Below are 23524 nucleotides of genomic sequence, written 5' to 3' on the forward strand. Positions count from 1 at the left end.
GGTCCCGGGTCCCGGCCCCGGCCAAGCGGGCGCCGGCCCAGACCGCCCCGGCCGCGCCGCGGACGCCGCAGCCCTTCACCCCGACGCCGCTGATGCCGCCGAAGCGGTCCGACGCTGAACCGCTGCCTCCGGCCTATGACGGCCAGGGCGACAGCCTGGGCGGCATGATTCAGGACATGGGCGCGGCCGATCCCGGGACTTCGGTCCCGGGCTTCGCCTCGACCGAGCCGCAATCCTACGGCCTCGCCGCGGCCCCGGGTGGCGATGCGGCCGCCGCCTATGGGCTCGGCGAGTCCCTGCTGGCCCAGGGCCGCCCGGGCGAGGCGGCCAACGCCTTCAACACCGCCTGGTCGATGGATCCGCGCGGTCCGCGGGCGCCGGATGCGCTGATGCGCCTGGCCCAGTCGCTGCTGGCCGCCCGGCAGGACCGCCCGGCCTGCGACGCCTTCGCCCGGCTGGTGGCGGATTATCCCGACGCCCCGCCGCAGATGATACGCCGCGCCAAGGACCAGCAGCAGCTGCTGCGCTGCTGATGCATGCCCGACCCGGTCACACCCGACCCGGTCACACCCGACCCGGTCACATCCGACCCGGTCGCGCCCGAGCCCGTCTCGGATGACGAATTCGCCGCGCGGCTCGACCGCCTCGGCCCGTTCGACCGGCCCCTCCGCCTTGCTATCGCCGTCTCCGGCGGCCCCGACAGCATGGCGCTCAGCCTCCTCGCCGCACGCTGGGTCCGGCAGAGAGGTGGCCAGCTCCTGGCCCTGACCGTCGACCACCGGCTGCGCCCGGACTCGACCGCCGAAGCCGGCGCTGTCGGCGCTGCCCTGGCCCGGCACGATATCCCCCACCGCATCCTGACCTGGACCGACGCCACCGCCCGGGCCTCGCAGGACCAGGCGCGCCGCGCCCGCTACGACCTGCTGGGCCAGGCCTGCCGCGAGGCGGGCATCTGCGACCTGGCCGTCGCCCACCAGCGCGAGGACCAGGCCGAGACCGTGCTGCTGCGCCTGGCCAAGGGCAGCGGCATCGACGGGCTGGCGGGCATGGCCGCCTGGCGCCCGGCGCCCTGGGGCCGGCTGCTGCGGCCGCTGCTGGACCTGCCGAAGGCCCGGCTGGTCGCCACCTGTGCCGGATTCGGCGCGATCCCGGTCGACGACCCGTCCAACCGCCGCAGCCGCTATGCCCGGGCCCGGCTGCGCGCCGCCCGCGAGGTGCTGGCCGCGGAGGGGCTCACCGACGACCGGCTGTTCGCCCTGGCCCGCCGCGCCGGMCAGGCCCGCGATGCGCTGCAGCGGATCGCCGCCGAGCTCGGCCGCCGTGCCGTGCGGCTCGACCCCGCCGGCTATGCCGCCATCGACCTGCCGGCCCTGCGCCAAGCCGAGCCGGAAATCGCCCGCCGCCTGCTCGGCTCCGTCACCGCCTGCATCGGCGGCGGCACCGAGGCTCGCTTCGATGCGCTGGAGCGGCTGGCGGACGCGGTGCGCGGCGGTGCGCTGCTGGGTCGCACCCTGGGACATTGCCGTTTGCGTCCCACCGGCGACCGGCTGCTGGTGTTCCGCGAGCGCCGCGTCCTGCCGGAGATGGTCGGTTTAGCCCCCGGCGCATCCTTGCTCTGGGACGGCCGCTTCCGCATCGAAACGCCCGCCGATATCGCCCCGGAAGACCGGATCGCGGCCTGGGGTGACGCCGCGGTGGGGCAGGGCCGTCCCGACGATCTGCCCTTCGATGCTGCCGCGGTGTTGCCGGCGCTGTGGCGGAATGGCCACGTGTTACGGCGTCCGAGCCTGGCCGATACGACCGGAAACGGCCTGTTTCTACGGTTCGAGCCGCTTTGGTCGCTGCTGCCGAATGGATTCCCGGTTGTTTAGACGCGGCGCTATATTATCTAGTAACGAGCCTCCGGAGGCATTCCGGGGACCCACGACGCCGTGACGCCGCGCAAGCGGTATGCGCGGGACATGAGGCGACCGTCCGTGAACAATTTCGGCAAGAACTTCGCGCTCTGGATCATCATCGGCCTGCTGCTCCTGGCGCTGTTCAACCTGTTTCAGAGCTCCGGCGGCCGCAGCCCGCAGGGTGAGCTGGCCTATAGCGACCTGGTGACCGCGGTCGAGAAGGGCCAGGTTCTCGACGCCAAGGTCCAGGGCCAGACCGTCACCGGCCATTACAACCAGAACGGCGGCGGCGGGTCGTTCCAGACCTACGTCCCGGACGGCACCGACATCATCAACAAGATGACCCAGGCCGGCGTGAAGGTGCAGGCCGCGGCGCCCGAGGGCCCGAACCTGCTGCTGACGACGCTGATGTCGTGGCTGCCGATGCTGCTGCTGATCGGCGTGTGGATCTTCTTCATGCGCCAGATGCAGTCCGGCGGCGGCAAGGCCATGGGCTTCGGCAAGAGCCGCGCCCGGCTGCTGACCGAGCGCACGGGCCGCGTCACCTTCGACGACGTCGCCGGCATCGACGAGGCCAAGCAGGAGCTCGAGGAGATCGTCGAGTTCCTGAAGGACCCGCAGAAATTCCAGCGCCTGGGCGGCAAGATCCCCAAGGGCGTGCTGCTGGTCGGCCCTCCGGGCACGGGTAAGACCCTGACCGCCCGCGCGGTCGCGGGTGAGGCCAACGTGCCGTTCTTCASCATYTCSGGYTCKGACTTCGTCGAGATGTTCGTCGGCGTCGGCGCCTCSCGCGTSCGSGACATGTTCGAGMAKGSSAAGAAGARCGCYCCATGCATYATYTTCATCGAYGAGATYGAYGCGGTMGGCCGYCAKCGCGGCGCCGGYCTKGGCGGCGGYMAYGACGAGCGCGAGCAGACGCTGAACCAGCTGCTGGTCGAGATGGACGGCTTCGAGGCGAATGAGGGCGTGATCCTGATCGCCGCCACCAACCGCCCGGACGTGCTGGACCCGGCGCTGCTGCGCCCCGGCCGCTTCGACCGCCAGGTGGTGGTGCCGAACCCGGACATCATGGGCCGCGAGAAGATCCTCAAGGTCCATATGCGCAAGGTGCCGCTGGCGCCGGATGTCGACCCGCGCGTGATCGCCCGCGGCACCCCCGGCTTCTCGGGCGCCGACCTGGCCAATCTGGTCAACGAGGCAGCGCTGCTGGCCGCCCGGCGCGGCAAGCGCGTGGTCGCCCATGCCGAGTTCGAGGAAGCCAAGGACAAGGTCATGATGGGCGCCGAGCGCCGCTCCATGGTCATGACCGATGCCGAGAAGAAGACCACCGCCTATCACGAGGCCGGCCACGCCCTCGTCGGGCTGTACGTGCCGGAGCATGATCCGATCCACAAGGCGACGATCATCCCGCGCGGCCGGGCCCTCGGCATGGTGGTCAGCCTGCCGGAGAACGACCGCATCAGCTGGGCCAAGATCCAGATGGAATCGCGGTTGGCCATGACCTTTGGCGGCCGCCTGGCGGAAGAGCTGATCTTCGGGCCGGAGCGGGTGACCAGCGGCGCCTCGAGCGACATCCAGGCGGCGACCAACCTGGCCCGCGCCATGGTGACCGAGTGGGGCATGTCGCCGAAGCTGGGCCGGCTGCGCTACAGCTCGAACGGCCAGGAGGTGTTCCTGGGCCATTCGGTGACGCAGACCCAGAACATCTCGGAAGAGACCGCCAAGATCATCGACGAGGAGATGCGTCGCCTGATCGAGGAGGCCGAGAGCACGGCCCGCAACATCCTGACCGAGCACATCGATCAGCTGCATCTGCTGGCCAACGCGCTGCTCGAATTCGAGACGCTGACCGGCGACGAGGTGCGCGGCCTGATCCTGCGCGGCGAGGCGATCGTGCGGCCGGAGCCGAACGACGACCCGCCGCCGCCGAAGCGCCCGACCAGCGGCAAGCGCACCTCGGTGCCCTCGGGCGGCGCCAAGGGCATCGATCCGGAGCCGCAGCCCGGTACGTAGTCGGGCGGGGAATCTGACCGGGTGACGACTGACAAGACCCACGGGCCGCGTTTCGACGCGGCCCGTGCTGTTTCCCTCTCCGACGATGTCGCGCCCTGGGCTGGCGGCCCCGGGGTGCGTCTGTATCTGCGCCCGCTCGGGCTGACCGACGCCGCATCCGGAGCGCTACCCCTGGCCGGCGGGCCRCTGTCCTTTGACCGGGTCGAGTTGATCCTCAGAGGGGCAGAGGGAACAGAGTCCAGGGATGGGGTCGGCTCGGATTGCGTCCGGGCTGTCGCCGATCTCGCGGCCCTGCATCTCTGGGCCGAACGCCACGGTCTCGCAGCCGCAGTCGACGACCGGCTCGACCGGCTCAGCCGGCCTCGACCGGCCTTCGCCGGCCTCGGCCTCGACCGGCCACGGCTGATGGGCATCGTCAACGTCACTCCCGACAGCTTCTCCGATGGCGGCGACTTCGCCGATGCCGAGCGCGCGATTGCGCAAGGGGTGGCCCTGGCCGAGGCGGGGGCGGAGATCCTCGACATCGGCGGCGAATCGACCCGGCCCGGCTCCGCCTCGGTGTCGGCGGAGGAAGAGATCGCGCGGATCGACCCGGTGATCCGCGATCTGGCCGGCCGCGGCCTGACCGTGTCGGTCGACACCCGCCACGCCGTGGTGATGCAGGCGGCGCTGGCCGCCGGCGCCCGCATCGTCAACGATGTCACCGGCCTGACCGGCGATCCCGGCAGCCTCGGCGTCGTCGCCCGCGCCGACTGCCCGGTGGTGTTGATGCACATCCAGGGCGAGCCGCGGACGATGCAGGAGAACCCCGTCTATGACGACGTGCTGCTCGACGTGTTCGACTGGCTGGAGCAGCGGGTGGCGGCCTGCGCCGCCGCCGGCATCCCGCCGGGCCGCATCGCCGTCGACCCCGGCATCGGCTTCGGCAAGAAGTCGGTGAGCCACAACCTGCCGCTGCTGCGCGGCCTGTCGCTGCTGCACGGGCTGGGCTGCGCCGTGCTGCTCGGCGTGTCGCGCAAGCGCTTCATCGGCACCCTGTCCGGCACCACGGATCCGAAGGGGCGGGTGCCGGGGTCGATCGCGGCAGGGCTGTACGGAATCGCCCAGGGGGTGCAAATCTTACGGGTGCATGACGTCGCCGAGACACGGCAGGCGCTGGCCGTGTGGTCGGCGCTTCAGGCGGGGACCGAGCTGGAGGCAGGGGATTAGATGACGCGCAAGCTGTTCGGGACCGACGGCATCCGCGGTCGCGCGAATGTCGAGCCGATGACGGCCGAGACCGCGCTGAAGGTGGCGACGGCGGCGGCGGCGCAGTTCCGCCGCGGCGACCATCGCCACCTGGTGGTGATCGGCAAGGACACGCGCCTGTCCGGCTACCTGCTGGAGCCGGCGCTGACCGCAGGCTTCATCGGCGCCGGCATGGACGTCACCCTGGTCGGCCCGATCCCGACCCCGGCGATCGCCATGCTGACCCGGTCGCTGCGCGCCGATCTCGGGGTGATGATCTCGGCCTCGCACAACCCGTTCGAGGACAATGGCATCAAGCTGTTCGGGCCGGACGGCTACAAGCTGTCGGACGAGGTCGAGAAGGCGATCGAGGACCGCATCGCCCAGCCGGCCGACGACCAGCTGGCCGCTCCCGCCCGGCTCGGCCGCGCCCGGCGGCTGGACGACGCCTCCGGCCGCTACATCGAATACGCCAAGAACACCTTCCCCAAGGGGCTGCGGCTCGACGGCCTCAAGGTGGTGGTCGACTGCGCCAACGGCGCCGCCTACAAGGTCGCCCCCGCGGTGCTGTGGGAGCTGGGGGCCGAGGTGATCACCATCGGCGTGGCGCCGGACGGCCTGAACATCAACAAGGGCTGCGGCGCCACTGCGACCGACGCGATGCAGCAGGCGGTGGTGGTCCATGGCGCCCATCTGGGCCTGTCGCTGGACGGCGACGCCGATCGGCTGATCATGGCCGACGAGACCGGCCGCCAGATCGACGGCGACCAGCTGATGGCGATGATCGCGCGCGACTGGTTCTCCGGCGGCCGCCTGGCCCAGCCGGCGGTGGCGGCCACCGTGATGTCCAATCTGGGCATGGAGCGGTTCCTGGACGGGCTCGGCATCAGCCTGATCCGGACGGCCGTGGGCGACCGCTATGTGGTCGAGATCATGCGAGAGCGCGGGCTCAATCTCGGCGGCGAGCAGTCCGGCCATATCGTCATGAGCGACCACGCCACCACCGGCGACGGGCTGATCGCGGCGCTGCAGGTGCTGGCGGTGATCCAGCAGTCCGGCCGGCCGTCCAGCGAGGTGTTCCGTGTGTTCGAGCCGATGCCGCAGCGGCTGCGCAGCGTCCGCTTCACCCCGGTGCCGGGTGCGCCGTCGCCCCTGGAGCAGGCGCTGGTGCAGCAGGCGATCGCCGCGGCCGAGGCCAGGCTCGGCAAGGATGGCCGACTGCTGATCCGCAAATCCGGCACCGAGCCGGTGATCCGGGTGATGGCCGAGGGCGAGGATGCGGTCCTGATCGAGAGCCTGGTCGGCGAGATCTGCGCCACGATCGAGACCGCCGCGGCCTGATTTTCGGTGCGTAGGTTGGGTTCGCTCGGCGAACCCAACATCGTGCCGCCTGAGCTATCGTTGGGTTCGCAAGCGCGAACCCAACCTACGATCCGGCACTCCTGCAAATACCGATTGACGGAACCGGGGCGATCTCTATCCTCCGCGGCGGGCCACGTCCCCCCACCGGGACGCTGCTATCTGGAAGGATAGACGATGACTGCGAGCGCGCTCGCCCCCACGCCTGGACTCCGTCCGCGCAACCCCAATTTCTCCTCCGGTCCCTGTGCCAAGCGTCCCGGCTGGTCGCTTGAGGCGCTGCAGAATGCCGCCCTCGGCCGGTCGCATCGCGCCGGCATCGGCAAGGCCAAGCTGGCCGACGTGATCGAGCGGTCGAAGCGCGTGCTGCGCATGCCCGCCGGCTGGCGCCTGGCCATCGTGCCGGGGTCGGACACCGGCGCCGTCGAGATGGCGCTGTGGACCCTGCTCGGCGCCCGCGGCGTCGACCTCCTGGCCTGGGAAAGCTTCGGCGAAGGCTGGGTCACCGATGTCGTCAAGCAGCTCAAGCTGCCGGATGTCCGCACCTTCACCGCGCCCTACGGCGAGCTGCCGGACCTGACGCAGGTCGATTTCGGCCGCGACGTGGTGCTGACCTGGAACGGCACCACCTCCGGCGTGCGCCTCGCCAATGGCGACGCCATTCCGGCCGGCCGCCAGGGCCTGGTGATCTGCGACGCCACCTCGGCTGCCTTCGCCATGGATCTGCCCTGGGACAAGCTCGACGTCGTCACCTGGTCCTGGCAGAAGGTGCTGGGCGGGGAGGGGGCGCACGGCATGCTGGCCCTGTCGCCGCGCGCGGTGGAGCGGCTGGAGAGCTATACCCCGGCCTGGCCGCTGCCGAAGGTGTTCCGCCTGACCTCCAAGGGCAAGCTGGCCGAAGGCCCGTTCAAGGGCGAGACCATCAACACCCCGTCGATGCTGTGCGTCGAGGACGCGATCGATGGCCTCGCCTGGGCCGAGGACGTCGGCGGCCTCGATAAGCTGATCGAGCGGTCGGAGAATAATCTCGCCGCCGTCGCCGGCTGGGTCGCGCGCACCCCCTGGGTCGATTTCCTGGCGGTGGATCCGGCGATCCGCTCCTGCACCTCGATCTGCCTGAAGATCGTCGCCCCGGCGGTCACGGCGCTGGACGACGAGGCGCAGGCGGCGGTGCCGAAGAAGATCGCTTCGCTGCTGGAAAAGGAAGGCGTCGCCTTCGACATCAACGGCTATCGCGACGCGCCCCCCGGCCTGCGCATCTGGGGCGGCGCCACGATCGACACCGCCGATCTCGAGGCGCTGCTGCCCTGGCTGGACTGGGCGTTCGACCGCGCCCGGGCCGAGCTGAAGCTGGCCGCCTGACCCCTCGTTCTTCTCAATAAGCCCGTCATTCCCGCGAATCTCTCCGGTCCATCCTTGTCGTCATTCCCGCGAAAGCGGGAATCTCTTCCCGCAAAGTCGCGACGAGATCCCCGCTTTCGCGGGGATGACGAATTCAGGGTTCTGCCGAGAATGCTTTCGCGGGAATGACGGCCGAATTCATGGAGCACACCGATGCCCAAGGTTCTCATTTCCGACGCCCTATCCCCGGCCGCCGTCGCCATCTTCCGTGACCGCGGCGTCGAGGTCGACGTCAAGACCGACCTGAAGCCCGAAGAGCTGAAGGCGATCATCGGCCAGTATGACGGCCTCGCCATCCGCTCGGCCACCAAGGTGACCAAGGACGTGCTGGCCGCCGCGACCAACCTCAAGGTCGTCGGCCGCGCCGGCATCGGCGTCGACAATGTCGACGTGCCGGCCGCCACCCAGCGCGGCGTGGTGGTGATGAACACGCCCTTCGGCAACTCCATCACCACCGCCGAGCATGCCATCGCCATGATGTTCGCGCTGGCCCGGCAGCTGCCGGACGCCAACGCCTCGACCCATGCCGGCAAGTGGGAGAAGTCCCGCTTCATGGGCGTCGAGCTGTACGGCAAGACGCTGGGGCTGATCGGCTGCGGCAACATCGGCTCGATCGTCGCCGACCGTGGCATCGGCCTGAAGATGAAGGTCATCGCCTACGACCCGTTCCTGTCGCCGGAGCGGGCGCTGGACCTGGGGGTGGAGAAGGTCGAGCTGGACGGGCTGTTCCAGCGCGCCGATTTCCTGACCCTGCACACGCCGCTGACCGACCAGACCCGCAACATCATCGACGCGGCGGCGATCGCGAAGATGAAGCCGGGCGTGCGCATCATCAACTGCGCCCGCGGCGGGCTGATCGTCGAGGACGACCTGCTGGCGGCGCTGAAATCCGGCCATGTCGCCGGCGCCGCGCTGGACGTGTTCGCGGTCGAGCCGGCGAAGGAAAGCGCCTTCTTCGGCCTGCCGAACGTGGTCTGCACCCCGCATCTCGGCGCCGCCACCAGCGAGGCGCAGGAGAATGTGGCGCTGCAGGTGGCCGAGCAGATCTCGGACTTCCTGCTGTCCGGCGCCGTGACCAACGCGCTGAACATGCCGTCGGTGACGGCGGAGGAGGCGCCGAAGCTGAAGCCATATCTGGCGCTGGTCGAGCAGCTCGGCAGCTTCGCCGGCCAGATCACCGAGACCCGGCTGAAGGCGGTCAACATCACCTATGAGGGCGATGTCGCCCAGCTCAACACCCGGCCGATCACCAGCGTCATCCTGGCCGGGCTGCTGCGGCCGCTGCTGGACAGCGTCAACATGGTGTCGGCGCCGGTGGTGGCGCGCGAATACGACATCGACGTCAGCGAGACCAAGCGCGAGACCTGCGAGGACTACCACACGCTGGTGCGGCTGACGGTGACGACCGAGCGCCAGACCCGCAGCATCGCCGGCTCGCTGTTCGCCGGCACCAAGCCGCGGATCGTCGAGCTCGAGGGCATCTCGCTGGAAGCCGAGGTGGCGCGCAACATGCTGTTCGTGCGCAACGAGGACAAGCCGGGCTTCATCGGCCGCCTGGGCACGGTGCTGGGCGATGCCGGCATCAACATCGCCAACTTCAACCTCGGCCGGCGGCCGGAGGGCGGCAGCGCCCTGGCCCTGGTCTCGGTCGACAGCCCGGTGGCCGAGGAGATCGTCAAGGCCGTCATGGCCCTGCCCAGCGTGGTCCAGGCCAAGGCGCTGAACTTCTGAAGTCTCGTTCGCGTAGGTTGGGTTCGCGATAGCGAACCCAACATCGTGCGACCGGAAAGGTGTTGGGTTCGCATGCGCGAACCCAACCTACGATCGAAAGCAAAACCCCGGCCCCAGGCCGGGGTCGTCTCTTGACGGCCAAACCTCAGAACGGCGAGTCCGGGTAGTAGAACTCCTTGGCGTTGTCCTTGGTCACCAGCGTGGCGTCCAGGATGTAGCGGCCGCGGACCGGCAGGTGGCCGTAGAGATTGGCGGCGGTCAGGTCCATCGCCACCGCGACCATGGCCGGCGGGTACAGCACGTCGACCGGGATCATCTTGTCGCCGTCCATCACCTTCTTGACCATGTCCTTCATGCCGGCGCCGCCGACCACGAACTTGATGTCGGTGCGGTTGGCCTGCTGGATCGCCTCCAGCACGCCCACGGCCATGTCGTCGTCCTGACACCACACCGCGTCGATCTTCGGGAACTTGGCCAAGTAGTCCTGCATCACCTTGAAGGCATCGTCGCGGCTCCAGTTGCCGAACTGCTTGTCCAGCACCTTGATGCCGCTGCCGGCGATCGCCTCGTCGAAGCCCTTGATCCGCTCCTCGTCGATCACGATCGGCAGGCCGCGGATGACCACGACGTCGCCGGTGCCCAGCGTGTCCTTGATGTACTTGCCGGCGACGCGGCCCAGCTCCGGGTTGTTGCCGGCGACATAGAGGTCCTGGATCGACTGGTCGCTCAGCGCCMGGTCGACCACGGTGATGAAGACGCCCTTCGACTTCACCTGGCGGATCGGGTCGGTCAGCTCGTCGGAGTTGTGCGGCAGGGCCACCAGCGCGTCGATGCCCTGGGTGGTCAGATCCTCCAGCGCATTGGCCTGGGAGGCGCCGTCCGGCGAGGTCTTGACGATCACCTTCAGCCCCGGATAGCGGGCCTCCAGCGCCTTCGCCTCTTCCTGCGCGTGATAGACGACGCCGCCGGTCCAGCCATGGTCGGCGGCCGGGATCGACACGGCGATGGTCTTGCTCTCCTGCGCCTGGGCGACGCCGAAGGCCGCCATCAGGGCCACGGCCGCGAGGCCGATCATCTTGAAACGCATCAAATTCCTCCCACACAAATCGAGCCTGTTACGAACGGGCGGCCCTAATTGCCCGGCCGGCGCAGCAGCGACCGCTGCACCAGCATGGCGATGATGATGATGGCGCCCTGCACCGCGCCGATCAGGTACTCGCTGACCAGGTTGGACAGGGCCATGATGTTGCCGACGACCTCCAGGATCAGGGCGCCGCAGATGGTGCCCCAGATCCGGCCGATGCCGCCGCGCAGCGCGGTGCCACCGACGACCACGGCGGTGATCGCCTGCAATTCCCACAACAGGCCAGTGGTCGTGGTGGCCGAGCCCAGCCGCGGCACATAGACCAGCACGGCGACGGCGACGCAGACGCCCTGGATCACATAGGTCAGGGTGCGGACCCTGTCGACCGAGATGCCGGAATAGCGGGCGACATCCTCGTTCGACCCGACGGCGCGGACATGGCGGCCGAACGGCGTGCGGTACAGCACGAAGGCGCCGAGCGCGCCGACCGCCAGGATCACCAGGATCGGCACCGGCACGCCGAAGACGGTGCCGAAATAGACCGGCCGGTACAGCGCCCGCAGGTCCGGCGCCTTCATCGCGATCGAGCCGCCCTCGGCCAGCCAGATCAGCAGGCCGCGGAAGATGCCCATGGTGCCGAGCGTGACGATGAAGGGCTCGATCCGCCCGACCGTGGTGACGAGCCCGTTGCCGAGGCCGCAGAGCCCGCCGAGCAGGATCGCCGCGGCCCCGGCCAGGGCAATCAGGCCGATACCGTCGCCGATCGGCGCCGCATTCATCAGCAGGATCATGGCCCCGGCGACGAAGCCAGCCATCGACCCGACCGACAGGTCGAGCCCGCCCGCGGTGATGACGAAGGTGGCGCCCACCGCGATGATGGCGATGAAGGCGCTACGCGTGGTCACGTTCAGCAGGTTGTCGGCGCTGAGGAACCTCGCGTTCAGAATGGCATCGAGCCAGCTCTCGGCGGTGCTGAACTCCGCGCTCAGCAGTGTCCCGGCGACGATCAGCACGGCCAGGGCGGCGAACGGCGCCGCGGTCCGCAGGTCGAAGCGGAAGGCCCGTCCGGCGGGTGCAGCGGTGGTGCTTGTGCTGGTGCTCATGCCTGTTCCACCGGCGCTTCCGCCGGTGCCATGGTTTTCACGCCGGTGGCGTAGGTCACGATCTCGTCCTCGGTCATCGCCTCGCCGGTGACCTCGCCGACGATGCGGCCGGACCGCATCACCAGGATGCGGTGGCACAGGCCGATCAGCTCCTGCATCTCCGAGGAGATGACGATCACCGACTTGCCCTGTGCCGCCAGCTCGGCGACGAAGCGGTAGATCTGCTGCTTGGTGCCGATGTCGATGCCGCGGGTCGGCTCGTCGATCACCACGATCTCCGGCTCCAGCAGCATCATCTTGCCCAGCAGCAGCTTCTGCTGGTTGCCGCCGGACAGCTGCCCGGCCAGCAGGTCCTTGCGGCGCGTGCGGACGTCGAAGGCGGTGATGGCGCGGTCCAGCTCCTGCCACTCCTTCGCCGTGTCGATCACCGGCCCGCGGGTGAAGCGCTTCAGCGCCGCCAGGGTCAGGTTGATGCGCAAATCCTGGGCCAGCAGCAGGCCTTTGCCCTTGCGGTCCTCGCTGAGATAGACGATGCCGGCCGCCATGCTGTCGCGCACCGTGGCGAAGCGCGCCGGCTTGGCGTTCCGCCGGACCTCGCCATGGGCGGTGCGCAGCCCCAGGATGCCCTCCAGCAGCTCGGTGCGGCCGGCGCCAACCAGCCCGGCGAAGCCCAGGATCTCGCCGCGCCGCAGGGTGAAGGACACGTCCTCGGCGTAGCGCGGCACGGTCATGCCCCCGACCTCCAGCACCGGGTCGCCGGACGGGGCGTCGGTGCGTGGTGGGTAGAGATTGGCCATGTCGCGGCCGACCATCATCCGTGCCATGTCGAGCGGCTGCAGCTCCGCGGCGGGCCGGGTGCCGACCAGCCGGCCGTCGCGCAGCACCGTCACCCGATCGGCGATCGCCTTCACCTCCGGCAGCCGGTGCGAGACGTAGAGCACGCCGATGCCCTTGGCGCGGATGTCGTGGATGACCTTGAGCAGGGCGTCGGTCTCGTGCGAGGTCAGCGATGCTGTCGGCTCGTCGAAGATCACCACGCTGTGCGGCACCAGCAGCGCCCGGGCGATCTGCACCAGCTGGCGCTGGGCGATCGACAGCTGGGCGACCACGACCGCCGGGTCGATCTCCGCCCCCAGCGACCGCACCGCCTCGGCCGCCCGGGCGTTCATGGCGCGGTCGTCGACCGCCAAGCCGCGCCGCAGCTCGCGTCCGAGGAACAGGTTCTCGGCCACGGTCAGATGCGGCGCCAGCAGGATCTCCTGATGCACCAGCACGATGCCGTGCCGCTCGGCGTCCACCGGACCGGCGAAGCGGATCGGCGCGCCGTTCATGCTGATGCTGCCGGCGGTCGGCGCCAGATGGCCGGCCAGGATCTTCATCAGCGTCGACTTGCCGGCGCCGTTCTCCCCGATCACGGCGTGGACCTCGCCCGGAAGCAGGTCGAAGCCGATCTCCTGCAGCACGGCGACGGTGCCGAAGGTCTTGCCGAGGCTCTGGATGGACAGCACCGGGCCGGGAGCAGGGGAGGCGGCGGTCATGGCAGGTTGTCCCGGATGAAGATGTCGATCCGGATCCGCTCCTGGTCCGGCACGATCGGCACGCCCTCGCGCAGCGCCAGCAGCACCCGGATGCTGCTGCGCGCCATGTGGCCCGCATCCTGGTTGATGACGGCGTCGATGGTGCCGCGGATCAGGTGGCGGCGGGTGAACTCGGTCAGCTCATGGCCGATGAAGACGATGTCGCGGGCGCGGCCGGTCGCCTCCAGCGCCGCGACCACGCCCTGCTGGCCGCCGCCGACATTGTACAGACCGACCAGGTCGGGGTTCTCGTCCAGGAGGATGCGGGCGGCGGCCTCGACCCGGCCGGGATCGTCGCGCGCCTCGCGCAGCGGCAGCACCTCCAGCTGCGGGAATTCGCGGGCGATCACCTGCTCAAAGCCGAATTGCCGCTCGATATGGTCGCGAAGCTGCAGCGACCCGGCGATCAGCCCGACCTTGCCGTGGCGCGGCCCCAGGAAGCGGCCCAGCAGGCTGGCGGCGCTGCGGCCGGCGGCATGGTTGTCGAGCCCGACATAGTGGTGCCGCCTGGCGCTTGGCAGGTCGGAGACCAGCGTCACCACCGCGGTGCCGCGGGCAGCCAGGGCGTTCAGCGCCTCGACCACGGCCGGATGATCCAGCGCCACCACGGCGACGCCGTCCAACCCGGCCGGCAGCCTTTCCAGCGCCTCGGCCAGAACCTCGCCGTCGAACACGTCGACCCGCAGGACGTCGATGGCCACGTGCTCGGAATCGTAGCGGCGGGCGAGGGTGCGGAACTCGCCTTCCAGCGTGTGCATGAAGTCGTTGCTGCCGACCGGCAGGATCGCGGTAAACCGGAAATCGCGCGCCCGCGACAGGCGCGAGGCCAGCCGGTCCGGCTCGTATTGCAGCTTGTCGACCGCCGCTTTCACGCGGTCGATCATGCGCGCATGGATGCCGGCACGTCCGTTCAGCACGCGATCGACGGTCGCGACGCTGACGCCGGCTTCCCGCGCGACGTCTTGCAGCGTCGTCCTGGCCACGGAAGCCCCTCCCTGAATTGAAGGGATATCATCAAAATTTGATGAAGGGAAATCAAACCAAGCAGCGGTCCGGAAATCCTAGGCCGTCATTGCGAGCGCAGTGAAGCAATCCAGGGGCCGCTCGCACCGGCCCCTGATTGCTTCGTCGGCTTCGCCTCCTCGCAATGACGGAATCCCGAGGCTGGTCCGGCGTTGGGTTACGAACGCACCAGGCACCCGTGCAGAAAGATCTCCACCGCCTCGTCGACCTGGTGCTCGGTCTCCACCGCAGTCGGCAGCTGAGCGACGCCGAGGGTGGCGGCGCGGAGCGGCTCGGCAATCGCCATCGAGACCAGCATCCGGGCGGTTCCCATGGCGTCGTCGAAGCGCAGCACGCCATGCCGGCGCTGGGTCTCCAGCCATGCCGCGAGGGCCTCGGCATTGCGCACCGGGCCGGCCTGGTAGAAGGCCCTGGCCATCTCCGGAAAGCGCAGCGACTCGGCATAGACCAAGCGGTTCAGCGCCACCGTCTCCTCCGACAGCACCAGCCGCGCGAGCTCCTGCAGGAATTGGCGCAGCGCCTGCTTCGCCGCCGCCGGGTCGGGGCCGGCATCGCGTCCGATCGGCGAGCGCAGCGCCTCCGACCGGGCATCGATCACCGCCTCCAGCAGATGCTCCTTGGTGTCGACGAAGCGGTAGATCGTCTTCTTCGACACGCCGGCCGCCTGGGCCACCGCCTCCATGCTGGTGCCGCCGAAGCCCTGCGCCAGGAAGATCCGGGTCGCGGCCTCCAGGATCAGGCGCATGGTCTCCTCGTCGCTGCGCTGCTGCGGCCGTCCCCGTGATCGCTTCGGCGTTTCCTGCATGTCTGGCCCCTCGGTCGCGCAGTTGCGCATTTCGCCTTCATCTCCCATCTTTGGCTGGAAACCGTCAAGTTTCCTAAATCGCCTCGACGACCCCGCCGCCCTTGCTGACGGCCGGCGCCCCGGCGGTTCGGCTTTGGAGGGCAATGTCATGACGCATCAGGTTCAGCCGGCCCAGCTCCGCACCGCTCCCGTGCCGGAGGCCAGCGACGCCGCGGCCCCAGCCGCGCCGGCGCCGCGTCGCCGTATCGGCAAGAAGCTCCTGCTGCTGCCGTTGGGGGTCATCGTCCTGGCCGGCGCCGCGTGGTTCGGCTGGAACTGGTGGACCATCGGCCGGTTCCAGGAATCGACCGACGACGCCTATGTGAAGGCCGATTCGACCACCATCGCGCCGAAGGTCTCGGGCTACATCGCCGAGGTGCTGGTCCAGGACAACCAGGCAGTGACGGCCGGCCAGCCTCTGGCCCGCATCGACGACCGCGACTACGCCGTGGCGCTGGACCAGGCCAAGGCCAATGTCCTGGCCGCCCAGGCCGACATCGCCGATGCCGACGCCGCGATCCAGCAGCAGGCGGCGGCGATCGAGCAGGCCCGCGCCACCGTCGGGGTCGACCAGGCGGCGCTGACCTACGCCCAGCAGCAATTCGACCGCTACTCCGCCCTGGCGCGCACMGGCAATGGCAGCGTGCAGAACGCGCAGCAGATGACCGCCAATGTCCAGTCGGCGACGGCGACGCTGCAGCGCGACCAGGCGGCGGTGACCGCGTCGGAGAAGCAGCTCGACGTGCTGCGCGCCCAGCTGGAGAAGGCGAACGCCGCGCTGGCGGCCGACCAGGCGGCGCAGCGCCAGGCCGAGCTGAACCTCGGCTACACCACGATCACGGCGCCGGTGGCCGGCACGGTCGGCAACCGCAGCCTGCGGGTCGGCCAGTACGTGCAGGCCGGCACCCAGCTGATGGCCGTGGTGCCGCTGGCCGAGACCTATGTCGTCGCCAACTTCAAGGAGACGCAGCTGACCGACGTGCATCCGGGCCAGGCGGTCGACCTCGCGGTCGACATGTTCCCGGACGCCGACATCCACGGCCATGTCGACAGCCTGGCCCCGGCCAGCGGCCAGGAATTCGCCCTGCTGCCGCCGGACAACGCCACCGGCAACTTCACCAAGATCGTCCAGCGCATCCCGGTGAAGATCGCGCTGCGGCGCGACGACCCGCTGGCGGGCGAGCTGCGTCCCGGCATGTCGGTGATCGCCACCATCGATACCAAGAAGGCCGACACCAAGCAGGCCGACACCAAGCAGGACACCGCCAAGGCGCAGTGAGCGCCGCGGCCGGAGGGCCACGATCATGTCGTCCGCAACCACCACCGCCGGCGCCGGCCCGACCGACCGCGCCAGCCTGACCACCTGGATCTCGGTGTTCTCCGGCCTGCTCGGCGCCTTCATGGCGGTGCTGAACATCCAGATCACCAACGCCTCGCTGCCGCAGATCGAAGGCGGCATCGGGACCGGCGTCGACAACGGCGCCTGGATCTCGACCTCCTACCTGATCGGCGAGATCATCGTCATCCCGCTGACCGCCTATCTCAGCCAGGTCTTCGGGTTCCGCCGCTTCCTGCTGGTCAACACCACGCTGTTCCTGGTGTTCTCGGTGGCCTGCGCCTTCGCCGCCAATCTCGGCGAGATGATCCTGCTGCGCGGCATCCAGGGCTTCACCGGCGGCGTGCTGATCCCGATGGCCTTCACCCTGGTGATGACCAGGCTGCCGCTGTCGCAGCGGCCGATGGGCATGGCGCTGTTCGCCATCACCGCCACCTTCGCCCCGGCGATCGGCCCGACCATCGGCGGCTGGCTGACCGACAACTACGGCTGGGAATACATCTTCTACATCAACCTGGTGCCGGGCGGCGTCATGCTGGCCGGGCTGGCCGCGACGCTCGAGCGCGAGCCGATGCGCCTCTCCCTGCTGAAGGAGGGTGACTGGTTCGGCATCGCCGCCATGGCGATCGGCCTGGCCTCGCTGCAGACGGTGCTGGAGGAGGGCAACAAGGACGACTGGTTCGGGTCGCCGTTCATCGTCCGGCTGGCCGTCGTCGCCGTCGTCTTCCTGGCGCTGTTCATCTGGATCGAGCTGCGCGTGGCCAAGCCGGCGGTCGACCTGCGGCTGCTGCTGCGCCGCAACTTCGGCTTCGGCACGCTGGCCAACGTCTTCCTCGGCTTCGCCCTGTATGGCAGCGCCTATCTGCTGCCGCAGTATCTGGCCCAGGTGCAGGGCTATGATTCGCAGCAGATCGGCGAGGTGATGGCCTGGACCGGCCTGCCGCAGCTTTTGATCATCCCGCTGGTGCCGATGCTGATGGGGCGGGTGGACGCCCGCTGGCTGGTGGCCGGGGGGCTGCTGGTCTTCGCCGGCAGCTGCTTCATGAACATCCACATGTCGCTGGTCTATGGCAGCGACCAGCTGCTGGTGCCGAACATCGTCCGCGCCATCGGCCAGGCGGTGGTGATGGCGCCGCTGTCGGCCATCGCCATGGCCGGCATCGCCCGGCACGAATCGGCCGCGGCCTCCGGCCTGTTCAACATGCTGCGCAACCTCGGTGGCGCCTTCGGCACGGCGCTGCTGGGCACCATCGTGACCAAGCGCGAGCAGTACCACTCGAACATCATCGGCCAGTCGGTGTCGCTGTTCCAGGAGGCGACGCGGACCCGGATCGACCAACTGACCCAGCACTTCCTGTCCAGCGGCGTGTCCGACCCGGCCACCGCCAAGCACCAGGCGATCATCGCCATCGGCAGGACCGTGCGGGCGCAGTCGCTGGTGATGGGCTTCAGCGACACCTTCGCCGTGCTGGGCGTGATCCTGCTGGCCTCCGCCGCTTGCGTCTTCATCATGAAGAAGGGTGCGGCCGGCGGAGGTGGGGGAGCGCACTGAACTGGTTCGTCATCGCGAGGAGCGAAGCGACGTGGCGATCCAGCGGCACCAGCCTCTGGATCGCCACGCCCCTGCGGGGCTCGCGATGACGGGCGCGGTTGCGCCCGTCAGTTCACCATCCTGCGGTACAAATGCCAGGTGGCGTGGCCGAGCACCGGCATGACCACGATCAGCCCGACGAACAGCGGTAGCGAGCCGATCACCAGCCCGGCGGCGACGATCAGGCCCCAGGCCGCCATCGGGATCGGGTTGGCGGCCACGGCGCGTACCGAGGTCCAGATCGCGGTGTCGGCGCCGACGTCGCGGTCCAGCAGCAGCGGGAACGACACCACGCCGATCGCCATCGCCGCCACGGCGAAGGCCAGGCCGACGCCGCAGCCGACCACGATCAGGGTCCAGCCGGCCGTGGTGCCGAACACCTCGTTCAGGAACAGGCTGAGCGAGGCGGGCTCGCCCGGGCCGAGCGTGGCGTTGTAGATGACGTTGGCCATCACCATCCACAGCACGAAGATCGCCGCCAGAATGGCGCCGACGGTGAGGATGACGCCGAAACGGGGCGTTCGCAGCACGCCGAAGGCGGCGCCCCAGCTGGACGGTTCGCCCAGCTCCCGCCGCCGGCTCATCTCATACAGGCCGATCGCGGCGAACGGCCCGATCAGAGCGAAGCCCGAGGCCAGCGGGAACAGCAGCGGGATCATGTCCTGCCCGACCATGGCCCGCGCCAGCACCAGCCCGACCACCGGATAGATCAGGCACAGATAGAGCACGTCGGTGCGGTAATGGCCGAAATCCTCGAAGCCCTTGGCCAGAGCGTCGCGCAGGTCTCGCAGCCCGATGCGGTGCACCGCCGGGGCCAGGACGTTGGGGTTTTCCTCGGCGTGGAAGACGGTCTGGCTGCCGGTGCGCAAGGCGTGGCCGCCGAATTTGAGCTGGTCCGCTCCCCACTCCAGGGGATTTCGGATGGTCATGTCCGTTCCTCCCGAACTTCAGGGGGCCCGCGTCGACCGTGGCAGTGCGGCCGGGATGGCCGCCGGTCATGCCGACGCGACCCGCCATGGACCAAAGTATAGCCCGACTGCGACATTCCGTCCCCTCCCTTTATTGGACGGCTCGGGGCAGCCAAAACGGCCCGAATCGCGTGGCCCTTGAAGCCGGAGACGGAAAGCCGGAGTATCGTGGCGTCGGCAACGCCCGATGCAGCCAGCATCCAGCCAGCCAGGAGGAAGCGTGATGGTGCGTTCGACCCTGATCGGTGCACTCGCCTTGATGGCCTTGACCGCCACGGCCCGGGCCGATGGCGATCCGGCCGCCGGCGAGAAGGTGTTCCAGGTGTGCAAGGCCTGCCACCAGATCGGCGAGACCGCCAAGAACGCGGTCGGGCCGGAGCTGAACGGCCTGTTCGGCCGCCATTCCGGCTCGGTCGCGGGCTACAACTACTCCGACGCCAACAAGAACTCTGGCATCACCTGGGACGAGACGGTGTTCCGCGAGTACATCAAGGGCCCGCGGGCCAAGATCCCGGGCACCAAGATGACCTTCATCGGCCTCAAGGACGACCAGAAGATCGACGATCTGATCGCCTTCCTCAAGCAGTTCGACGCCGACGGCAAGAAGAAGTGAGGCGGCTACCGACATCGGTTGACAATCGAGCGGGCTGACCCGCATCATCAATTTACAGGCCAAGGCCGGACAAGTCTTAAGCTGCAAGGGTCGTCTTCGCGTCGACCGTGACGCGGGACGGCCGGGCCAGACGAAGAAGCCGGCCGGCCTCGACAAATGCGAAGGCCGTCATCCATGACGATGTGGCCACCACCAGGGGGAAACCGCCGCGCCGGCCCGAAGGGCCGGAATGCAGGATGCCCCCGCTCTGTGCCGCCGCATCCGCTTTTGATCCCAGATCGATCGACTCCCGGCCTTCTCGTCCCAGCAGTAGCTCAAGACGGGGGTGACCGGAGATGAAGACTGCGCTCGTCCTGGTTCTGGTCGCCGTCGGCTCGGTGGTGTTCCACCTGCTGAGCCCCTGGTGGTGGACCCCGATCGCCTCGAACTGGCACTACATCGACAGCACGATCGAGATGACCTTCTGGATCACCGGCGTGGTGTTCACCGCGATCGTGCTGTTCACCGCCTACTGCGTCTGGCGCTTCCGCCATCGCGAGGGCAACGTCGCCGACTACAAGCCGGAGAACAAGCGGCTGGAGACCTGGCTGACCGTCGCCACCGGGGTCGGAGTGGCGGCGATGCTGGCGCCGGGGCTGGTGGTCTGGGCCCATTTCGTCGAGGTGCCGGCCGATGCGACCGAGGTCGAGGTCATGGGCCAGCAATGGCAGTGGTCGTACCGGCTGCCCGGCAAGGACGGCAAGCTCGGTGCCGCCTCGACCCAGGCGGTGACGGCGGAGAACCCGTTCGGCGTCCATGCCGACGACCCGGCCGGCCAGGACGATATCCTGATCCAGGGCGGCGAGCTGCATTTGCCGATCGACAAGCCGGTGAAGATGCTGCTGCGCGCGGTCGACACGCTGCACGATTTCTACGTGCCGCAGTTCCGGGCGAAGATGGACATGATCCCGGGCTCGGTCACCTATTACTGGTTCACGCCGACCCGCACCGGCACCTTCGAGGCGCTGTGCGCCGAGCTGTGCGGCACCGGCCATCCCTATATGCGCGGCGTCGTCATCGTCGACGCCCAGGCCGATTACGACGCCTGGCTGGCGCAGCAGGCCACCTTCGGCCAGGTCTCGGCGCTGCCCGGGCCGGCCGGCCGCGAGGTGGCCGCCGCGAAGTAGTTCCGGCCCCGCGAAGGGGAGGGGCCGCGAGGAGGAACATTCGGCCGGGACGATCCCCGTCGAGCCCGGCCGGGAGGAAGCAGGAGGACACGCCCATGGTGGACGTCATCCGCGAGCCTGTCGCGCCGGTCCCGCCGCTCGAGGTGCCGGATGTCGACCTGTACCATCCGAAGAGCTGGCTCACGACCTGGGTGTTCTCGCAAGACGCCAAGGTCATCGCCGTCCAATATGCCAGCACGGCACTGGCGATCGGCCTCGTCGCCCTGGTGCTGTCCTGGATGATGCGGCTGCAGCTGGCCTTTCCGGACGACTTCGCCTTCATCGACGCCACCGGCTATTACCAGTTCATCACCATGCACGGCATGATCATGGTGATCTACCTGCTGACGGCGCTGTTCCTGGGCGGCTTCGGCAACTACCTGATCCCGCTGATGCTGGGCGCGCGGGACATGGTGTTCCCCTATGTCAACATGCTCAGCTACTGGATCTACCTGCTGGCGGTGCTGGTGCTGGTGGCCGGCTTCTTCGCCCCCGGCGGGCCGACCGGGGCGGGCTGGACCCTGTATCCGCCGCAGGCGATCCTGTCCGGCACGCCGGGCGGGCGCGAATGGGGCATCATCCTGATGCTCGCCTCGCTGATCCTGTTCATCATCGGCTTCACCATGGGCGGGCTGAACTACGTCGTCACCGTGCTGCAGGGACGGGCGCGGGGGATGACGCTGATGCGGATGCCGCTGACGGTGTGGGGCATCTTCACCGCCACCGTCATGGCGCTGCTGGCCTTCCCGGCGCTGTTCGTGGCCTGCGTGATGATGCTGATCGACCGGCTGCTGGGCACCAGCTTCTTCATGCCGGCCCTGGTCGAGATGGGCGAGCAGTTGAAATACGGCGGCGGCAGCCCGATCCTGTTCCAGCACCTGTTCTGGTTCTTCGGCCACCCCGAGGTCTACATCGTCGCCCTGCCGGCCTTCGGCATCGTCTCCGACCTGATCAGCACCCACGCCCGCAAGAACATCTTCGGCTACCGCATGATGGTGTGGGCCATCGTCGGCATCGGCGCGCTGAGCTTCGTGGTCTGGGCGCACCACATGTATGTCAGCGGCATGAACCCGTATTTCGGGTTCTTCTTCGCCACCACGACGCTCATCATCGCCATCCCGACGGCGATCAAGGTCTACAACTGGGTACTGACCCTGTGGCGCGGCGACATCCACCTGAACCCGCCGATGCTGTTTGCCCTCGCCTTCATCGTCACCTTCGTCAATGGCGGGCTGACCGGGCTGTTCCTGGGCAATGTCGTGGTCGACGTGCCGCTGTCCGACACGATGTTCGTGGTCGCCCATTTCCACATGGTGATGGGGGTGGCGCCGATCTTCGTGGTGTTCGGCGCGATCTACCACTGGTACCCGAAGATCACCGGCCGGATGCTGGACGACACCATGGCCAAGATCCACTTCTGGGTCAGCTTCGTCGGCGCCTATGCGATCTTCTTCCCGATGCATTATCTCGGGCTGATTGGCGTGCCGCGGCGTTATTTCGAGCTCGGCGAGACCGCCTTCGTGCCCCCCTCGGCGCATGACCTCAACATCTTCATCACCGCTGCGGCGCTGACCGTCGGCGCGGCCCAGCTGCTGTTCCTGTTCAACCTGATCTGGAGCGTGCGGCACGGCCGCGACGCCGGCGGCAACCCGTGGCGGGCGACGACGCTGGAATGGCAGACGCCGACCACTCCGCCGCCGCACGGCAATTGGGGCCGCGACCTGCCGGTGGTCTATCGCTGGGCCTATGACTACAGCGTCCCGGGCGCTGCGCAGGACTTCCTGCCGCAGAACCAGCCCGGCGCCGTGCACCACGGCTGAGGGCGCGGCGATGGTCATCGTCACCCTGTTCATGCTGACGCTCGGGGGCCTCGCCTTGTGGTGGCTGGCCCGCCAGGGGCTGATGGAGAAGCCCTGGCTGGAGGAGAGCACGGTTGCCAATGTGCCGGCCACCGGGGCCTCGCTGCGGCCCACGCCCCTGATCGGGCTGGGCGTGTTCCTGGCCGTCGCCGGCGCGCTGTTCGCCCTGCTGGTCAGCGCCTATTCGATGCGCATGGCGATGCCGGACTGGCGGGCGCTGCCGGTGCCGCTGCTGCTGTGGATCAACACCCTGGCGCTGATCGCCGCCAGCGTCGGGCTGCAATGTGCCCAGAGCGCGGCGCAGCGCGGCGACCTGGCCGACATCCGCACCGGCCTGCTGGCCGGCGGCGCGGCGTCGCTGGTGTTCGTGGCCGGGCAACTGCTGGCCTGGCAGCAGCTGCACATGCTGGGCTATTTCCTGGCCAGCAACCCGGCCAATTCCTTCTTCTACCTGGTCACCGCGGTGCATGGCGTGCATGTGCTGGGCGGTCTGATTGCCCTGGGCCGCACCGGCGCCCGGGCCTGGCGCGCTCCCCTGGCCGAGATCGATCCCGACAGGCTGCGCCTGAGCGTCCAGCTGTGCACGCTGTACTGGCATTTCCTGCTGCTGGTCTGGCTGATCCTGCTCGCCCTGCTGACCGGCTGGGCGGACCGCTTCGCCGAGATCTGCAGCCAGCTCCTGACCTAGGGGA

General features: G+C 69.0%; 19 protein-coding genes. 13 read left to right on the forward strand and 6 right to left on the reverse strand.

The features are described from left to right. From AB4Z01_RS28750 to serA, 7 genes are all read left to right on the forward strand, one after another. On the forward strand, positions 1 to 533 hold a 533-nt coding region (locus AB4Z01_RS28750), incomplete at its 5' end, for a tetratricopeptide repeat protein (RefSeq protein WP_441699495.1). Positions 534 to 536: 3 nt separating this feature from the next. Continuing rightward, a complete protein-coding gene (gene tilS / locus AB4Z01_RS28755; protein ID WP_441699496.1) occupies positions 537 to 1871 on the forward strand; it encodes a tRNA lysidine(34) synthetase TilS in 1335 nt (444 codons plus the stop codon). Positions 1872 to 1976: 105 nt separating this feature from the next. After that, positions 1977 to 3911 (forward strand): ATP-dependent zinc metalloprotease FtsH, encoded by a 1935-nt coding sequence (gene ftsH, locus AB4Z01_RS28760; protein WP_441699497.1) that lies wholly within the window; start codon positions 1977 to 1979, stop codon positions 3909 to 3911. A gap of 21 nt (positions 3912 to 3932) precedes the next feature. Beyond that, positions 3933 to 5120 carry a dihydropteroate synthase gene (gene folP, locus AB4Z01_RS28765; protein ID WP_441699498.1) on the forward strand — a complete coding sequence of 396 codons (1188 nt, stop codon included), beginning with the start codon at positions 3933 to 3935 and terminating at the stop codon, positions 5118 to 5120. Then, entirely contained in the window at positions 5121 to 6479 is a 1359-nt protein-coding gene (glmM, locus tag AB4Z01_RS28770) for a phosphoglucosamine mutase (RefSeq protein ID WP_441699500.1), read from the forward strand. It abuts the gene before it with no gap. 195 nt (positions 6480 to 6674) lie between these two features. Next, entirely contained in the window at positions 6675 to 7859 is a 1185-nt protein-coding gene (locus tag AB4Z01_RS28775; RefSeq protein WP_441699501.1) for a phosphoserine transaminase, read from the forward strand. A 192-nt stretch (positions 7860 to 8051) separates the two neighbouring features. Further along, complete coding sequence (gene serA / locus AB4Z01_RS28780) at positions 8052 to 9629, forward strand: phosphoglycerate dehydrogenase (RefSeq protein ID WP_441699502.1); 1578 nt, start codon at positions 8052 to 8054, stop codon at positions 9627 to 9629. Between the two features lie 145 nt (positions 9630 to 9774). Here the strand turns inward: serA and AB4Z01_RS28785 are convergent, their stop codons facing one another. The 5 genes from AB4Z01_RS28785 to AB4Z01_RS28805 all read right to left on the reverse strand — a co-directional run bounded on the left by AB4Z01_RS28785 (position 9775) and on the right by AB4Z01_RS28805 (position 15161). Continuing rightward, a complete protein-coding gene (locus AB4Z01_RS28785) occupies positions 9775 to 10716 on the reverse strand; it encodes an ABC transporter substrate-binding protein (RefSeq protein ID WP_441699503.1) in 942 nt (313 codons plus the stop codon). A gap of 44 nt (positions 10717 to 10760) precedes the next feature. After that, positions 10761 to 11816: an ABC transporter permease gene (locus AB4Z01_RS28790; protein ID WP_441699505.1), complete on the reverse strand. Its 1056-nt coding sequence runs from the start codon at positions 11814 to 11816 to the stop codon at positions 10761 to 10763. Then, positions 11813 to 13354, reverse strand: a complete 1542-nt coding sequence (locus tag AB4Z01_RS28795) for a sugar ABC transporter ATP-binding protein (RefSeq protein ID WP_441699507.1) — start codon at positions 13352 to 13354, stop codon at positions 11813 to 11815. Before AB4Z01_RS28795 ends, AB4Z01_RS28790 begins: the two co-directional genes overlap by 4 nt. Further along, positions 13351 to 14376, reverse strand: a complete 1026-nt coding sequence (locus AB4Z01_RS28800) for a LacI family DNA-binding transcriptional regulator (protein WP_441699509.1) — start codon at positions 14374 to 14376, stop codon at positions 13351 to 13353. Before AB4Z01_RS28800 ends, AB4Z01_RS28795 begins: the two co-directional genes overlap by 4 nt. Before the next feature lie 197 nt (positions 14377 to 14573). After that, a complete protein-coding gene (locus tag AB4Z01_RS28805) occupies positions 14574 to 15161 on the reverse strand; it encodes a TetR/AcrR family transcriptional regulator (protein WP_441699510.1) in 588 nt (195 codons plus the stop codon). 208 nt (positions 15162 to 15369) lie between these two features. Between AB4Z01_RS28805 and AB4Z01_RS28810 the strand changes: the two genes are divergently transcribed. Together AB4Z01_RS28810 and AB4Z01_RS28815 are read left to right on the forward strand one after the other, a co-directional pair. Continuing rightward, a complete protein-coding gene (locus tag AB4Z01_RS28810) occupies positions 15370 to 16539 on the forward strand; it encodes an HlyD family secretion protein (RefSeq protein ID WP_441699512.1) in 1170 nt (389 codons plus the stop codon). Positions 16540 to 16564: 25 nt separating this feature from the next. Beyond that, positions 16565 to 18148, forward strand: coding sequence for an MDR family MFS transporter (locus AB4Z01_RS28815; RefSeq protein WP_441699513.1), 1584 nt, complete (start codon positions 16565 to 16567; stop codon positions 18146 to 18148). A gap of 107 nt (positions 18149 to 18255) precedes the next feature. Here the strand turns inward: AB4Z01_RS28815 and AB4Z01_RS28820 are convergent, their stop codons facing one another. Further along, positions 18256 to 19116, reverse strand: coding sequence for a DUF2189 domain-containing protein (locus AB4Z01_RS28820; RefSeq protein WP_441699514.1), 861 nt, complete (start codon positions 19114 to 19116; stop codon positions 18256 to 18258). Positions 19117 to 19378: 262 nt separating this feature from the next. Here AB4Z01_RS28820 and AB4Z01_RS28825 point away from each other — a divergent pair, with 262 nt between their 5' ends. The 4 genes from AB4Z01_RS28825 (at position 19379) to AB4Z01_RS28840 (ending at position 23520) form a co-directional block, all read left to right on the forward strand. Then, positions 19379 to 19768, forward strand: a complete 390-nt coding sequence (locus AB4Z01_RS28825) for a c-type cytochrome (protein WP_441699515.1) — start codon at positions 19379 to 19381, stop codon at positions 19766 to 19768. 335 nt (positions 19769 to 20103) lie between these two features. Next, on the forward strand, positions 20104 to 20934 hold the full coding sequence (locus AB4Z01_RS28830) for a cytochrome c oxidase subunit II (RefSeq protein WP_441699516.1): 831 nt from the start codon (positions 20104 to 20106) through the stop codon (positions 20932 to 20934). Positions 20935 to 21029: 95 nt separating this feature from the next. Beyond that, the gene (gene ctaD / locus AB4Z01_RS28835) at positions 21030 to 22793 is read left to right on the forward strand and encodes a cytochrome c oxidase subunit I (protein WP_441699517.1); all 1764 of its coding nucleotides are present in this window, start codon (positions 21030 to 21032) and stop codon (positions 22791 to 22793) included. Positions 22794 to 22803: 10 nt separating this feature from the next. Beyond that, positions 22804 to 23520, forward strand: coding sequence for a cytochrome c oxidase subunit 3 (locus tag AB4Z01_RS28840; RefSeq protein ID WP_441699518.1), 717 nt, complete (start codon positions 22804 to 22806; stop codon positions 23518 to 23520). Positions 23521 to 23524 lie beyond the last annotated feature (4 nt).

Source organism: Inquilinus sp. YAF38 (genome assembly GCF_052113205.1).
GTDB lineage: Bacteria > Pseudomonadota > Alphaproteobacteria > DSM-16000 > Inquilinaceae > Inquilinus.